The sequence below is a fragment of the Mesorhizobium sp. genome (assembly GCF_004962245.1).
In the GTDB taxonomy this organism is placed as follows: Bacteria; Pseudomonadota; Alphaproteobacteria; order Rhizobiales; family Rhizobiaceae; genus Mesorhizobium.
The window spans coordinates 132,581-147,244 of the sequence record NZ_SUHQ01000007.1 but is presented as its reverse complement, the minus strand read 5'-3'; the positions used below and the strand labels follow the sequence as shown (position 1 = coordinate 147,244).

The following is a 14,664-nucleotide window of genomic DNA, read 5'->3' as shown; positions in this document are numbered from 1 at the left end:
TTGCCTTCTCCACCTGTGGGGTCTAGAGCAAAAAGATGCCCTCGATTGGGTGAGGCGCAGCGGGAGAAACCATGGGCAAAGGCAGGGTCGAGGCATTCACCGATGGCGTCATGGCCATCATCATCACCATCATGGTGCTGGAACTGAAGGTGCCGCATGGCGAGGATTTTTCCGCCCTGGAACCTCTATGGCCGATCTTCCTCAGCTACGTGCTGTCCTTCATCTATGTCGGCATCTACTGGAACAATTTGCACAACATGTTCCACACAGTGCAGCGGGTCGATGGCCGCGTGCTGTGGGCCAATCTGCATCTGCTGTTCTGGTTGTCGCTGATGCCCGTCACCACTGCCTTTATGGGCGAGAACCATTTCGCGCCGATACCTGTCGCCGTTTACGGTGTCGTCCTGGGGCTTTGCGCGGTCGCCTACTTCATTCTGGTCGTCACGCTGCACCGGCTGCATAGCAACGAAACTGCCTTCCACAGAGCGCTGGGCACCGACCGCAAGGGAAAGATCTCGGTGGTCCTCTACATCGCCGCCGTCCTGCTGACCTTCGTCAATCAATGGATCGGTGTAGCAATCTATGTCCTGGTCGCCATGATCTGGTTCGTACCGGACAGAAGATTCGAGAGGCAGATCGGAAAATAGGCTCTCCTATCCTCCCTATCCTCGCATCGCCTTCAGCTTTTCCGCCACCGAGGCCGCGAGGTCGGCATAGCGCTCCTCCAGCCGCTCGGCAGCCTTGATCACCGAAAAATCATGACCGAATTTTTCCAGCGCCATGCGCAGCTTCTCGACGAACTCCGCCTGTTTTTCGAGCGCCGAAAACAGCGTCTTCACCTGCGTTTCGTTGATGTCGGGATTGGCGAGCATTTGCGACACGTCGCGGCTCATCTGGTCGCCGGTGGCGGTCTGTTCTTTCAGGATCTCGATCCAGTCGGTCAATCGGTAAATCTCCTTGCTTAGGCGGACAGCATGCGCAGCGCCTGCCGATGCGGTCAACCCGGGGACGCCGAAGCGGGCTTGCGCGAGCCCCTCTCCGCGCTAAGTTCGGCGCAGCTTGAACGAGGACACTACGCCCATGACCGCCGACGTCGAAATCCAGACCGCCTTGCCCGCGCTTACCTCCGGCAATGTCGCCGTCATCACCGGCGGCGCCAGCGGCATCGGCCTTGCCGCGGCCAAGCGGCTGGCGGCAATGGGCCTGAAAATCGTACTAGCCGACATTGGCGGCGCGCGGCTCGATGAGGCTGGCCGCGCCGTCGCGGCGATCACCGGTGACAGCGCGGTGCTCGCTGTCGCCACCGACGTCGCGAAGGCCGACGAAGTCGACCGGCTGGCCGAAAAGGCATTCGGCACCTTCGGCAGCGTGTCACTGCTGATGAACAATGCCGGCGTCGGCAACAATCCCGGCAAGCCCTGGGAGAACCGCGACGCCTGGAAGCGGCTGCTGGATATCAATTTCTGGGGCGTCGTCCATGGCGTCGAGGCCTTCGCGCCACGCATGCTGGCGGCCGGAGGGCCGGGCCTGATCGTCAACACCGGCTCCAAGCAAGGCATCACCACGCCGCCCGGCAACCTCGCCTACAACGTTTCCAAGGCCGGCGTGAAGACCTTCACCGAAGGCCTGGCACACGCGCTGCGCAACGAGCCCGGCGCAAAGGTCGCGGCGCATCTGCTCATTCCGGGGTTCACTTTTACCGGCTTGACCGAGGGTGCGACCGAAAAGCCCCCCGGCGCGTGGACCGGCGAGCAGGTGGTCGACTTCATGCTGGCCGCGCTGGTGCGTGGCGATTTCTACATCCTGTGTCCCGACAACGAGGCGACGCGGCCTATGGACGAAAAGCGCATGGCCTGGGCGATCGGCGACATCATCGAAAACCGCCCTGCTCTGTCGCGCTGGCACCCGGACCATAAGGAGGCTTTCGCGGCGTTCATGGAAAGCTGACGCTCACGCCGCGCGCGTCTTCGATCCGCGTTTTCGCGCCGCGGCTTTCCTGACGGCATTCTCCGCGATCTTCCGGTCATGGCGCTTCGCCGCTTCTTCGCACTTGGCGCGAATCTCCTCGACCTCGGATTCGGTCAGGTGCTCGATGCCGATAAAGGTGTTGTGGGCTTTGCCGGCCCGGATCAGCTCGTCGAGTTTCGTCTGGATCGCCGCGCCATCACGGTTCTGGGTGTTCTGGATGAGGAATACCATCAGAAAGGTGACGATCGTGGTGCCGGTGTTGATGATGAGCTGCCAGGTGTCCGAAAAGCCGAAAATCGGCCCGCTTATCGCCCAGGCTGTGATGATCAGGCAGCAGATGGCAAATGTCGACGGCAGACCGGCGAGATGGGCGACGTAGTTGGCGATCTTCGTGAAATGCTTCTCGATCATGGCAGGTAGAAACATCCGGCCACCGCTCCAGGTTCCCTGAATGGACGGATTTCACCGACACAGACGTGCACGCGGCCGCAAAAAATCACGGGCTGTCGTTTTCCCAACGATCGAGAAAGGCCTCGATCGGCATTGCCTGCATGTCGGGAATGGCCCTGGCCAGTTTTTCGACCGGCCAGTCCCACCAGGCGAGACGTTCGATTCGCGCGGCAACATCCGCGGCGAAACGCTGCCGCAGCGGGCTGGCCGGAACGCCGGCGACGATGGCATAGGACGGCACATCGCGCGTCACCACCGCGTTGGCGCCGACGATCGCGCCATTGCCGATGGTTACATCAGGCATGATTACCGCGCCATGGCCGATCCAGACATCGTGGCCAATGCTGACGGTTTGCGCCCGCCGCCGCTCCCGGAACGCCGCGTCGACGCCCAGCCAGCGAAAATACTCGTTCGGCCGGTAGCTGACCTTGTGCTGGGTCAGCCGTTCCACCGGATGCTCCAGTGCGTTGATGCGGCTGTTGGCGGCGATAGAACAGAACTTGCCTGTTGTCGTGTAGATCGCCTCGGCGTGGCGCTCGAAATAGGAGAAGTCGCCGACCGACACCTCGCGCAGGATGACCCTTTCGCCGATCGAGGCGTAGCGCCCAAGCTTGCACCCCTTCAATTCCGCGGTCGGATGAATGCGCGGCTCGGAATCCTTGGCGACGAGATTTTCGGGACGATCCATGCCGGCGGCTTTACGCCCGAGCGATTGGTCCCGCAAGCGGGACCAATCGTCCGTGAACTGTTGCCAGAGCTTATTTGGGCTTGCCGTTGGTCCACACAACGTTCTGGCCGTAGAGCGGTACGGTGGTGACCGACATTTTCGCCGAACCGTCCTGCACCTGGCGCGAATGCGACAGATAGATCAGGGTCTCATTGGCTTTGTCGTAGATGCGGTTCACCACCTGCTTCTTCCAGATCAGGCTAATGCCTTGCTTGAACACCTCCTCGCCGGCCTCGCTCATGTCGATGTCGCCGATGGTGATCGGCCCGGTCTGGCGGCAGGAGATCGAGGAATCGGACGGATCCTCGAACCAGTTGCCCTTCTGCAGGCGGTCGATCACGCCGCGGTCGAAATAGGAGACGTGGCAGGTCACGCCTTCGACCTTCGGGTCCTTGATCGCCTCGACGATAATGTCGTTGCCGAGCCAGTCGACGCCGACCTTGCCGACCTCCTGGGCGACAGCCGCACCGGCACCGACGACAAGGCATGCGGCCAAAGCGCCGCCGATCAGTTTTAGCAAGGAAGCCTCCTGCGGTTCGAGTTTTGCCGACATCAGGTGGGATAGGAGCGGGTTGGTTACAAGCCAATGTCGCGGCAGCCGCGCTTGATAACCCCGGTTGCGGCAACGCGGCATCTTTGCGTGAGCGCTCTTGAGCACTATGGTTGCCCGTAGTTAGATCGGAGTAGCATTCAGCATGTCGTCGTTTTCAGGCCCAGATTTTTCATTGGTCTTCAGTTCAAAAGCAGCACGCTAGATGTACAGCGATGCCTCCCCTGTAATGCGCTTTATCCTTGTCGGCATCCTCGTGGCGATGGCTGTTGGGATCGGTGCAATGACCATCTGGTCGTATAGGCCTTTCTACAGCGGCGAGCCGTTCGGCGCGCCGTTCACGCTGGTCGACCAAAAGGGCGCTCCGGTCACCGAGGCCGCGTTTCGCGGCCAGCCCAGCGTCGTCTTCTTCGGCTTCACCCATTGCCCGGAAGTGTGCCCGACCACGCTGTTCGAACTGGCGGGCTGGCTGAAGACGATGGGGGACGACGGCAAGAACCTGCGCGCCTATTTCGTCTCGGTCGACCCGGAGCGCGACACGCCCGAAGTGATGAACGCCTATATCAGCAATTTCTCCGACCGCATCCTCGGCATCACAGGCGATCCGGACAAAGTCCACGCCATGGCCAAATCCTTCGGCATCTACTCGAAGAAGGTCGATACGGGCGACGGCGACTACACGATGGACCACACCGCTTCGGTGCTGCTGCTCAACGCCAGGGGCGATTTCGCCGGCACCATCGCCTATGGCGAAAGCCCGGACGCCGCCATCGCCAAGCTCAAGCGGCTGGCGGCGGAAGGTTGATGCATGATCCCGAAAAGTGGGAACCGGTTTTCGGATAAGATCATGCTCAAACAAGACCATCCTTTGATGACCCAGACGCGGCTTTATTTCACCACCGGCAAGATCGAGGCCGACCGTATCTTCGCGGCGTTCGACACGGCCTTCGAGGACGAGGGCCTGCCGATCGCCGTGCTGGAGGTCGACGAGGATCGCGACATCCACGAAGTGTCGCTCTATGCCGACGGCGACGTCGATGCCGTCGAGGCGCGCGTGAGAGACATTCTCGCCGGGCTTGACTTGTCGAGGCCGATCGCGCGGGAGGCCCTGCCTGATATCGACTGGGTGACGCGCTCGCTGGAGGGACTGAAGCCGGTGCGCGCCGGCCGTTTCTTCGTTCACGGCGCGCATGACCGCAGGAAGCGCCACAGCGGCGAACTCGCCATCGAGATCGAAGCGGGCCTCGCCTTCGGCACCGGCCATCACGGCACCACCGCCGGCTGCCTTGAGATGCTGGAACAGGTCGTGCGGCGCGAGCGCCCGTGCAACGCGCTCGACCTCGGCACCGGCAGCGCGGTGCTGGCCATTGCACTGGCCAAGCTCGCGCATATCCCGGTGCTGGCGACCGACATCGATCCGGTCGCCATAAAGGTCGCCGCCGCCAATGCGCGGCTCAACCACGTCAAGGCACTCGTCGAAACGGTGACGGCGCCGGGCTTCCACAGTCCGATCTTTGCCGTGCGGGGCCCCTTCGACCTCATCGTCGCCAACATACTGGCGCGGCCGCTGATGCGGCTCGCGCCCGAAATGGCCAAGCATACCGTCCTGGGTGGTTCGATCGTGCTGTCGGGCATTCTCGACCGGCAGCGCGACGCGGTGGTCTCGGCCTATGTCGGCCAGCAGTTCCGCCACATCAGGACCTTGCATCGCGAGGGCTGGGTGACGATTCACCTCAAGCGGTGACGCGCAGCGCCTTCAAACGCAAGCCGCAAGTTCGCTCAGACGTAGGGCGACCTTGCCGTCTTCTTCAGTTCTTCGCGATCGTAGCCGTGCGCTTTCAACGTTTTGTCGTCAAAGCCGAGCAGAACGCCGCTCACATATCGGCTCGCTTCGCGCTGGCGCGATTCGATAAGAGCGTTCATGGCGCTTCTGAAAAATCCGCGTCTGGCTGAAATCGTGGACATGATGGTCTCCTTTGCAGGGCAATAAGACTCGTTCCTCCACGCCAAAAAGGTAGGCCCTGCTGGCCGGTTTGAAAATCGCTGTTTCTGCATGGCGTCTATGCGCAAAAGCGATGCTGCTGGACCGCGTTCAGCAGGCACCGCACATCCCATTGGCATAAAAACCGCAGCGCTTTGATTTGCGCGTGATCCTTTCCAAAAATCGGACTCATGCGCTACGGTCACACCAGCATCCGAGGAGGCCCCATGTTCCAGACCTTTGATTCCGCCGGGGATCCCGCCGTCGGCAAGCCGCGTGTGGCGCTGCTGCGCCAATGGCTGGCGGCCAACGGGCTGGATGGCTTCATCGTGCCTCGTGCCGACGAGCATCAGGGCGAATATGTCGCCGACCGCTCGGCGCGGCTGAAATGGCTGACCGGCTTCAGCGGCTCGGCCGGCGTCGCCATCGTGCTTGGCGAGCGCGCCTTCATGTTCGTCGACGGGCGTTACACGCTGCAGGTGCGCCAGGAGGTCGATCTCGACATCTTTTCGATCGAAAGCCTGGTCGACAATCCGCCCGCCACCTGGATCAAGGACAATCTCGGCAAGGGCGTGCGGCTTGGTTTCGACCCCTGGCTGCAGACGATCGGCGACGTGAAAGCGCTGAAGGCGTCGGCCGAAAAATCGGGAGCGACACTGGTGCCGCTCGAGAAGAATCCGATCGACGCCATCTGGGAGGACCAGCCCGAACCGCCACTGGCACCGGTCGAGCTCCATCCGATCGCCTTTGCCGGCGAACTGGCCAAGGACAAGCTGGCGCGGCTGGCGTCGGCCATCGGCAAGGATGGCGCCACCCATGCCGTGCTGACCGACCCATCCTCGATCGCCTGGGCCTTCGACATCCGCGGCGGCGACGTGCCGCATACGCCGCTGGCACTCGGCTTCGCCGTGCTCGCCGCCGATGGATCGCACCTGCTTTTCATGGACCAGCGTAAATTTTCGCGCACCGTCGCGGCCTATCTGACGCAGCTCGCCGAATTGCACGACCCCGGTGAATTCGAAGCAGCGATCGCCGCATTGGCCAAGGGCGGCGCAAGAATCGCACTGGATCCGGTGCTGGCGGCGGAGAAGCTCAGAATGCTGGTCGAGGACAATGGCGGCACCGTCATATCAGCGCCCGATCCCGCCCGCATTCCACGCGCAACGAAAAACCAGGCCGAGATCAACGGCGCCCGCGCCGCGCATCGCCGCGACGGCGCCGCCATTGCCAAGCTCCTCTGCTGGCTCGACCGCCAAAGGCCCGGCAAGCTCGACGAAATCGCCGTCGTCACCAAGCTCGAGAAGTGCCGCCGCAGCACCGGCGAGGAAACGCAGATGCCGCTGCGCGACGTATCCTTCGACACCATCTCGGGCGCCGGTCCGAACGGCGCCATCATGCACTATCGCGTCTCCCGCGCCACCAGCCGAAAACTCGGGGATGGCGAGCTGTTCCTGCTCGATTCCGGCGGACAGTACCAGGACGGCACCACCGACATCACCCGCACCGTGCCGATCGGCCAGCCGACAGAGGAAATGCGCGAACGCTTCACGCTGGTGTTGAAGGGCATGATCGGCATTTCCATGCTGCGCTTTCCCCCGGGCACGCGCGGCTCCGAGATCGATGCCGTGGCGCGGCTGGCGCTGTGGAAACACGGTTGCGATTTCGCCCATGGCACCGGCCACGGGGTCGGCTCCTATCTGGCCGTGCACGAGGGGCCGCAGCGCATCGCCAAGACCGGCACTGAAAAGCTGCTCGCCGGCATGATCGTCTCCAACGAACCCGGCTACTACAAGGAAGGCTCTTACGGCATCCGCATCGAGAACCTGGTCCTGGTGACACCGGCTGAGCCGATCGAGGGCGGCGACATCGCCATGCACGGCTTCGAGACGCTGACGCTGGCGCCGATCGACACCAGGCTGGTGCGGTCCGACCTTTTGACCCGCGACGAACTGCACTGGCTCGACACATACCACGCGCGCGTGCTGGCCGAGATCGGACCGATGCTCGACGGCGAGACACTGGCCTGGCTGGAACAGGCAACCGCACCGCTGCCGCACGACCTCAAGCAGTAGCGGCGGTGGCGACCTTCGTTGAGATTGGGGGAGCACACAAAAACCCGCCTCGGCGGCGGGTCATCGGCGCAAATCAGCACCATGAGAGCACAAAGCAAGAACAAATGTGCTAGGCCCAGGGCAATCGCTTCAGTTCGGCGCTGCCCTCCCGCATTCCAGCAGCAGATGCGCTATCTCGTCTGCCCAATGTGGATTGCGCAGCCTGAGCGGCGCCAAGGCATCGCCTGCAGGATTCTCCATGTCCCGCATCAGCTCGACGCACGATTCGGCCTCCGGCAGGCGGCCGAGCGAAACGTAGCAGCAGGCGAGTGTTTCTTGAGTAGGCCGCCATGCCGGAGCGATCTTGCGCGCCTTGACGGCTGCGGCAAGCGCCTCGTTTGTCTGTCCTGCAAACAGATAGGCGAGCGCCAGAACATTGAACCAGACGAAGTTCTGAGGATCGTGAGGGTTCAACATAAGGCCGTGTTCGAGCGGCGCTATCGCTTCGGATGCGCTGCCGCGAAAAAACTGCCCCATTCCCAACACCAGATGGCCAAGGGCGAAGCTTGGGCTGATCTCGATCACCCTTTCCGCGGCAAGAATGGCCTGCTCCGGCGCATTGGCGTAGATGCTGCAGATGGCCAGCGCGTAATGCGAATAGGGGTTCTTCTCGTCGAGCCTAATCGCCTTCAGGGCTGCATCCAGGCCTTCCCGGATATCCTGTGCCAGTTTGTCGCTCCAGCCGTAAGCGACGATGCCGGCGCTGACGCGGCCGAGCCAGAGATGGGCCTCGGCGAGTTCAGGGTCGAGCCTGCATGCCTCCCGGAATAGCTTGCGGGCACTCAAGTGCGTCTGCTGGCCGACGTGATGAAAATGCCAGGTACCTTGCCGCACCAGGTCCCAGGCCGTCGCATTTCCGCTGCTGCGGGCAGCGGCTGGAAGCGACTCCGTCTTGAGCAGTTCGGGCTCGATCGCCCCAGCCACCCGCTCGGCTATTGCATCCTGGACGGCGAACGCCTCCGTCAGTTCCATCTCGTATCGTTCGGCCCAGATCTGATTGGCCGAGGCCGCATCGACCAGTTGCGTCGAGACCCGGATGTGATGGCCGGACCGGCGCACGCTGCCTTCCAGCACATAACGGACGCCAAGCTCGCGGGCCACCTGTTTGGAGTCGACGGGCTTGTCCTTGTAGACGAAGCTGGAACCGCGCCCGATCACCCGAAACCACCGGAACCTCGTCAGCGCTGTGATGATGTCCTCAGTGATGCCGTCAGCCAGATAGGCCTGCTCCCTGTCGCCGCTTACATTGGCGAACGGCAAGACCGCGATGGACGGTCTTTCGGGAAGACTCGTCGGCTGGCTGGGAAGCTCGCCGTCTGCAGCACTGTCCAGTACGCGAACGCTGCCGGCAAAACGATACCCGGTGCGAGGAACCGTGGCGATCCACGCGCCGCCGTCCGGCTGTGGCCCGAGCAGCTTGCGCATGGCGGCGATCTGCACAGTGAGATTGCTTTCCTCGACAACGGCATCGGACCAAGCCGCTTCCATGAGTGCCGTCTTGCTCAAAGCTTGAGTGGGCGCCTCCAGCAGGGCTTGAAGCAACAACAAGCCTTTTTTGCCCGAGCGCAACTGGCCGACCCTCGCGAACAAGCGCCCCGCGCAGCATGTCGAGTACGAACGGGCCGAACGCTAAGCATCGCGGTGCTGGGACATTCCGCTTACCGACTTCGGAAGAATTCGGAACTTTTCGCCTCCCTTTAAAGACTTCGGCCGGACCTGCGGTCATTTTGGCCGTTTGTACAGACTAACACAAATGGAGGTCGAAATGTTGAAGCAACCGGCAGCAGCAGACAGTGCTGCGCCCAGCGATGGAAAGGCTGTAATCGTCAGGGGTGGCGAGGCTTATCGGGCCGAACAGGGATCGGACTATTTGCCGGGAATCAGCTCGGAGACTGTCGGAGCCAAGGACCTTTGGCTTGGCGTCGCCTCAATCCCGCCGGGGAAACGGACCAAGGCCCACGTTCACGCCCGCCACGAAACGGCATTTTATATGCTGAGCGGAGACGAACTGGAGATGTGGAGTGGCGATGAACTGCAATTTCGCGACGTCGTGCATCCCGGCGACTATCTCTATATTCCGGCCAATGTGCTCCACGTTGCCGTGAACCGGGCAAGCACGCCGGCCACCTTTATCGGCGCCCGCAACGAACCGACTGCACAGGAAAGCGTCATTCTGTTCCCGGAGATGGACGGGAGGATACCGTAGAAAGGCGACCTCGCAGGAACATTTCGTGCGAGTCCGCACCTGGCGCTTTGGCGACGTGCCTGTTGTCACGATTTTCTAGATGGAAAGTCCGAGCGCGGCGTGCTCAGCCGGTCAGATTACCCGACGAACTGCCGCGCCAGGATCAGCACGGCGGCGCCGGCCAGGAACATCGTCATCAGCCCGCCGCGCAGCGAGACCAGCGCGGCGACGATCAATGCCGCCCATTCCGCCGGTCCGGCGCCAAGTGCCGCAGGCGCTACCAGCGTGGTCAGCACCGCCGCCGGCACGGCGTTCAGCCCGGCCTCGACGCGCGGATGGATGTTTTCGAAGCGCGAGATCACCAGATGCCCGCCGACGCGGGTCAGATAGGTCGCGATCGCACCGGCGATGATGATCCACAAGGTCGTGCTCATCGCCGTGTCTCCACGCCGCTGTGGTGCGGCGGCAGGATGACCGCCAGCAACACGCCAGCCACGGCGCCGATGGAAACGTGCCATGGCGATCCGACTGTCTTGTAGGCGATGATCGAGGCGGCAGCACTTGCGACGACCACCGGCAGCCACAACGGCCGTTTGCGAAAGCCCATGACCAGGCCGAGAAAATAGATCGGCAACAGGAAATCGATGCCCAGCGCATGCGTGTCAGGTATGAGCTTACCGAACACCGCGCCGAGCGCGCTTTCGACCACCCAGAACACATAGACCGGCAGGCCAAGCCCCATATACCAGGCGAAGCCGACCGTCTCGCCGGCCTCCGCCTTGCGCTCAGCCATCGCGAACTGCGGATCGGTAAGCACGAAATAGCCTATCGCTTGCTGGACCAGAGGCCAGTGCGCGATGCGCCGGCCGATACCGGCGGAATAAAGCACATGGCGGAAATTCACGGCGAAGATCGACAGCACGATCAGCCATGGCGCGACGTGCTGCCCGAACAATTCGATGCCGACCATCTGGCTGGCGCCGCCGAAGACCATGGCACTCATCAGGAAGGCTTCAAGCACGGAAAAGCCGTTGTCGACGGCAATCGTCCCGAACAGCAGCGCAAACGGCGCCGACGCCACCACGATGGGCACGCTGAGCCGCACGCCTTGCCAGAAATCGCTCTTCGCGCGGTTTTCGGAGATTGCTTCCGCCGACATCGACTCTCCTTTGCGGGATGGGCCGTATGTAGGGAGAGCCGCCTGCCTTGTCACACCAATTCGCTTGAGCCAACGATCAGCGGAAATGATCCCGACGACACCGGCGCACGCCTCAGCTGACGAAATAGCGCTGCCATTCGAAGTCGGTGATATGCGACGCCTGCCAGGCGTCGAACGCCGCCTGCTCGGCGCGCCGGCTCTCGGCGTAGTTGTCCCGGAAAGCTTCGCCGAATGCTTGCGCGCAGAAATCGGAACCGGCGAAGGCCTCGATCGATGCGTTGAGCGTGCGCGGCAGCTTGGGCTTGTCGAGATTGGCCAGGTTCGATGTTACCGGCGCCTCGAGCGGCAGGTCCTTTTCGATCCCCTCACATCCCGCAGCAAGGACAGCCGCGATTGACAAGTAGGGATTGATGTCGGCTCCAGGCGCGCGATGCTCCAGCCGGCAGGCGCCATCATTGGGCGTGGTGATGACGCGGATCGGCGCGGTCCGGTTCTCAAAACCCCAGGCGACATCTTCCGGTGACCAGGCGCCACGATCGAAGCGGCGGTAGAAATTGACCGTCGGCCGAAACAAGAGATGCGTCTCCTGCATCCTGTTCAGCACGCCGGCGAGGAATTTCTCGGCAACGGGAGTCAGCCGGTTTGGCCCGGCCGCGAAAGCCGGCTTGCCGTCGCGCCACAGGCTGACATGATGATGCGCGCCGCAGGCGCTTTCCTTTCCCGGCGGTTGGAAGCGCGTCATGAAGGTGGCGACAAGCCCGCGCTCGGCGCAGAGTTCGCGCAGGTGCAGCTTGGCGCGCATGGCGTCGTCGGCAGCCTGAAGCGCCGTCTTCGGCGTCAGCGCGTATTCATACATGCCAAAGCCGTATTCAGTGACCAGCGAGGCGACGCCGATGCCGATGCTCTTCATGCGGGTGATGAATTCGGCGGCGAAATCCTGATACTCGCCGCTGCGAACCAGATCGTAGTTGACCAACGAATGGCCCCAGGGCTTCAGCTCGCGATAACGCCCGGCGCGCATCAAATCGTGGTCGGCGTGAAAGATGCCGAACTCATATTCGAGCGCGAAGCGCGCTTCGTAGCCGAGCGCATTCACCCGCTCCTCGACCTCGGCCAGAACACCACGCGGATCGAACGGGCAGACCGCGCCGTCGAGCATGTAGGCGCGGGTGATGGCGGAGGCGAATTTCGGCTTCCAGCCGTGCTGGACGACGGTCGCGGGATCAATGATACCCTTGATGTTGGGAAACCCGTTCTCCTCATTGGCGCTTGCCGAGGCGAAGGCGACGTCGCCCATCGGCTGGCCATCGCCATGGGTGACACAGTAGAGAATGGCGTTGATGGCCTCGCCGTAGCCCGACAGTTTGAGCGGGGCGATCTTCGAGCGGAAGGCGCCGGACGTGTCCACGGTGTGGACCTCGATGAACTCGACGCCGTCGGATGCCAGCTTGCTCTGCAACGCTTCCAGTTTGGGCGCATACTCCGCGACCTTTTCCTCAAACTGCACTTCAAACCTCCGCCAAAAAAAATCAGGTACCTATCAGGCGCTGCGCCTCAAAAGCCTCGAAAGCTGCTCGTCCAACTCGTAGCGTCCGCTGATGCCGCCTGGCCGAAATGCCATGCAAAGGACGATCACGACACCCAGTGCCACGCCGGACAAGCCGAGGAGCTGGGGTAATTGAATGCCGGCGATGGTCACGCCGGATTCGATGCTGCGAATGAATTCGAGCCCGACCGACAGGACGATCACGCCAGTGACCGCGCCGGTCACGGTCGCCATGCCGCCCAGGATGAGCATGGCCAGCGTGATGAATATCTGCTGGAAATAGAAGAGCTTCGGGCTGATCGTGCCGGCGAAATAGGCATAGAGGACACCCGCCAGGCCGCATATCAGCGCGGACAGTATCCAGGCCATCAGGCGCAGGCGCCGGGCATCGATGCCGAGGGCGGCGGCGGCTTGCGGACTCTGGGCACTGGCCCTGAGCTGCAGGCCCCAGCGGCTGTCCTTGAACAGGCGCGCCAGCACGATCACCACGACCGACAGCACCATCATCCAGGGCAAGCCAACGACCTTGGGAATTCCAAAGAAGGCCTGATTGCCCTTGAACAGGTCCGTCCAGTTCAGAAAGACCGAATGGACGATGATGAGCAGGGCCAGGCTGACGATCGTTGCAGCAACGCCCGAAAGGCGGCTGATGACCTTGCCGCTGACGGCGGCAACAATGCCGACGGCAAGCAACGCGACAAGCGCCGCCGAAAATGGATCGAGTTGCAGGGTAGCGAACCCGAACGGCGCATGGGGAATCGACAGCTTCTTCATCGCCAGCGGTGTCGACAGGACTGCCACCCCGTAGGCACCGAGGCCAACAAAGGCGCTGTGACCAAGATTGGCAATGTTGCTGTTGCCCATGAAGACCTGAAGGCCGACGACCACGATCAGATTAACGAAGGCTGCCAGCGCCAGATAGGTGTAGTAGGTCGGCGCAAGATTCAGGACGAGCAATCCAAGCACCAGGACGGGCAGCGACGTAACCAGCCCGCCGACGAGGGAACGGACAAGGAGCCGGTCAGGCTGCACAACCCGGCCGGCGGCCGGGGACATGATTTTTTCCACGCTGTGCGACACCTCAGATCTCCTTGTCGCCGAGTTCCACTCGCTGGCCGAGCAGACCTTCCGGACGGTAGACGAGGAGCGTCACGATGATCACGTAGGAGAGCGCGTCCTTGAAGCCCCCATATTCCTGCGGCAGAGCGACGAGCAGCCCGACTTCGATGAAGCCGAGCAGCATTCCGCCGGCCGCCGCTCCGGGAAGCGAGCCGAAGCCCCCGATGACGCAGGCGACGAAAGCCTTCAGCACCAGGCTGAAGCCGAGATCGGGTGAGACGCTGCCGCGTCGTGCGATGATGAAGACGGCTGCGATACCGGCCAACGCGCCTGAAATGGCAAAGGCGGTGGCAATCACGCGATTTGCCCTGATGCCCATCAGGCGCACGGTTGCGAAATCCCGCGACGCGGCGCGTATGGCCAGGCCAAGCGTCGAACGATTGAGGAAAAGCACCAGCGCCAGTATGGTGAGACCGGCGACGACAAGTTCCATGACCTGGAGCGACGATACCGCAAAGGGGCCGAAGAACCACATCTGGTTGAGGCCATTGAGGATCGAGACCGATTGCGGCTTCGGCGAGATCAGCAGCATGAACAGGTTCTGCACGACGATGCTGACGCCGAAAGCGGTCAGCAGGCCGGTCGTCGTCGGGGCATAGCGAACCGGTCGGAACGCTACGCGCTCGAAGATGACCGCAGCCAGCGCCGCGGCCGCGATGGCAAGCAGAACCGCGACGATTGGCGACGTCAGCCCGAGCGCCGCGGCAAGAAACACACTATAGGCCGAAACGCCGATGATCTCGCCATGGGCGAAGTTCACCAGCCCCATGATCGAAAAGACCACCGCCAGGCCAAGCGCCACCAGCGAATATTCCGCTCCGAAAGCCAGCGCGTTCAGAAGTTGCTGCAGAACGTAGTCCATGTCGCT

The 14,664-nt window shown here is 62.5% G+C and carries 17 protein-coding genes; 6 read left to right on the top strand and 11 right to left on the bottom strand.

Going from position 1 to position 14,664, the window contains the following annotated elements; all coding sequences use genetic code 11:
* Nucleotides 1-71 precede the first annotated feature (71 nt).
* Nucleotides 72-647, top strand: a complete 576-nt coding sequence (locus E5X88_RS09910; RefSeq protein ID WP_292160832.1) for a TMEM175 family protein — start codon at nt 72-74, stop codon at nt 645-647.
* A 15-nt stretch (nt 648-662) separates the two neighbouring features.
* Here the strand turns inward: E5X88_RS09910 and E5X88_RS09905 are convergent, their stop codons facing one another.
* Nucleotides 663-944, bottom strand: coding sequence for a hypothetical protein (locus tag E5X88_RS09905; protein WP_292160831.1), 282 nt, complete (start codon nt 942-944; stop codon nt 663-665).
* A 136-nt stretch (nt 945-1,080) separates the two neighbouring features.
* Here E5X88_RS09905 and E5X88_RS09900 point away from each other — a divergent pair, with 136 nt between their 5' ends.
* Nucleotides 1,081-1,947: an SDR family NAD(P)-dependent oxidoreductase gene (locus E5X88_RS09900; protein WP_292160828.1), complete on the top strand. Its 867-nt coding sequence runs from the start codon at nt 1,081-1,083 to the stop codon at nt 1,945-1,947.
* A gap of 3 nt (nt 1,948-1,950) precedes the next feature.
* Here the strand turns inward: E5X88_RS09900 and E5X88_RS09895 are convergent, their stop codons facing one another.
* From E5X88_RS09895 to E5X88_RS09885, 3 genes are all read right to left on the bottom strand, one after another.
* Entirely contained in the window at nt 1,951-2,379 is a 429-nt protein-coding gene (locus tag E5X88_RS09895) for a low affinity iron permease family protein (protein WP_292161037.1), read from the bottom strand.
* Nucleotides 2,380-2,464: 85 nt separating this feature from the next.
* Complete coding sequence (locus E5X88_RS09890; RefSeq protein WP_292160825.1) at nt 2,465-3,106, bottom strand: antibiotic acetyltransferase; 642 nt, start codon at nt 3,104-3,106, stop codon at nt 2,465-2,467.
* A 70-nt stretch (nt 3,107-3,176) separates the two neighbouring features.
* On the bottom strand, nt 3,177-3,698 hold the full coding sequence (locus E5X88_RS09885) for a CreA family protein (RefSeq protein ID WP_292160823.1): 522 nt from the start codon (nt 3,696-3,698) through the stop codon (nt 3,177-3,179).
* 280 nt (nt 3,699-3,978) lie between these two features.
* On the opposite strand from E5X88_RS09885, the gene E5X88_RS09880 reads away from it, so the two are divergent.
* Nucleotides 3,979-4,500 carry an SCO family protein gene (locus E5X88_RS09880; RefSeq protein ID WP_292160820.1) on the top strand — a complete coding sequence of 174 codons (522 nt, stop codon included), beginning with the start codon at nt 3,979-3,981 and terminating at the stop codon, nt 4,498-4,500.
* Nucleotides 4,501-4,566: 66 nt separating this feature from the next.
* On the top strand, nt 4,567-5,439 hold the full coding sequence (locus E5X88_RS09875; protein WP_292161035.1) for a 50S ribosomal protein L11 methyltransferase: 873 nt from the start codon (nt 4,567-4,569) through the stop codon (nt 5,437-5,439).
* A 35-nt stretch (nt 5,440-5,474) separates the two neighbouring features.
* Here E5X88_RS09875 and E5X88_RS09870 read toward each other — a convergent pair whose 3' ends face one another.
* The gene (locus tag E5X88_RS09870) at nt 5,475-5,660 is read right to left on the bottom strand and encodes a hypothetical protein (protein ID WP_292160817.1); all 186 of its coding nucleotides are present in this window, start codon (nt 5,658-5,660) and stop codon (nt 5,475-5,477) included.
* A gap of 243 nt (nt 5,661-5,903) precedes the next feature.
* Between E5X88_RS09870 and E5X88_RS09865 the strand changes: the two genes are divergently transcribed.
* Entirely contained in the window at nt 5,904-7,748 is a 1,845-nt protein-coding gene (locus E5X88_RS09865; RefSeq protein WP_292160814.1) for an aminopeptidase P family protein, read from the top strand.
* A gap of 129 nt (nt 7,749-7,877) precedes the next feature.
* On the opposite strand, the gene E5X88_RS09860 is transcribed toward E5X88_RS09865, so the two are convergent.
* Nucleotides 7,878-9,293 carry a winged helix-turn-helix domain-containing protein gene (locus E5X88_RS09860; RefSeq protein ID WP_292160811.1) on the bottom strand — a complete coding sequence of 472 codons (1,416 nt, stop codon included), beginning with the start codon at nt 9,291-9,293 and terminating at the stop codon, nt 7,878-7,880.
* A 247-nt stretch (nt 9,294-9,540) separates the two neighbouring features.
* Here E5X88_RS09860 and E5X88_RS09855 point away from each other — a divergent pair, with 247 nt between their 5' ends.
* Nucleotides 9,541-9,993 carry a cupin domain-containing protein gene (locus E5X88_RS09855; RefSeq protein WP_292160808.1) on the top strand — a complete coding sequence of 151 codons (453 nt, stop codon included), beginning with the start codon at nt 9,541-9,543 and terminating at the stop codon, nt 9,991-9,993.
* Nucleotides 9,994-10,109: 116 nt separating this feature from the next.
* Here E5X88_RS09855 and E5X88_RS09850 read toward each other — a convergent pair whose 3' ends face one another.
* The 5 genes from E5X88_RS09850 to E5X88_RS09830 all read right to left on the bottom strand — a co-directional run bounded on the left by E5X88_RS09850 (nt 10,110) and on the right by E5X88_RS09830 (nt 14,658).
* Nucleotides 10,110-10,406: an AzlD family protein gene (locus E5X88_RS09850; RefSeq protein WP_292160804.1), complete on the bottom strand. Its 297-nt coding sequence runs from the start codon at nt 10,404-10,406 to the stop codon at nt 10,110-10,112.
* Nucleotides 10,403-11,131, bottom strand: a complete 729-nt coding sequence (locus tag E5X88_RS09845) for an AzlC family ABC transporter permease (protein WP_292160802.1) — start codon at nt 11,129-11,131, stop codon at nt 10,403-10,405. Before E5X88_RS09845 ends, E5X88_RS09850 begins: the two co-directional genes overlap by 4 nt.
* A gap of 112 nt (nt 11,132-11,243) precedes the next feature.
* Entirely contained in the window at nt 11,244-12,638 is a 1,395-nt protein-coding gene (locus E5X88_RS09840; RefSeq protein ID WP_292160799.1) for a glutamine synthetase family protein, read from the bottom strand.
* A 33-nt stretch (nt 12,639-12,671) separates the two neighbouring features.
* A complete protein-coding gene (locus tag E5X88_RS09835) occupies nt 12,672-13,733 on the bottom strand; it encodes a branched-chain amino acid ABC transporter permease (RefSeq protein WP_292160797.1) in 1,062 nt (353 codons plus the stop codon).
* A 25-nt stretch (nt 13,734-13,758) separates the two neighbouring features.
* On the bottom strand, nt 13,759-14,658 hold the full coding sequence (locus E5X88_RS09830; protein WP_292160795.1) for a branched-chain amino acid ABC transporter permease: 900 nt from the start codon (nt 14,656-14,658) through the stop codon (nt 13,759-13,761).
* Between the last annotated feature and the right edge of the window lie 6 nt (nt 14,659-14,664).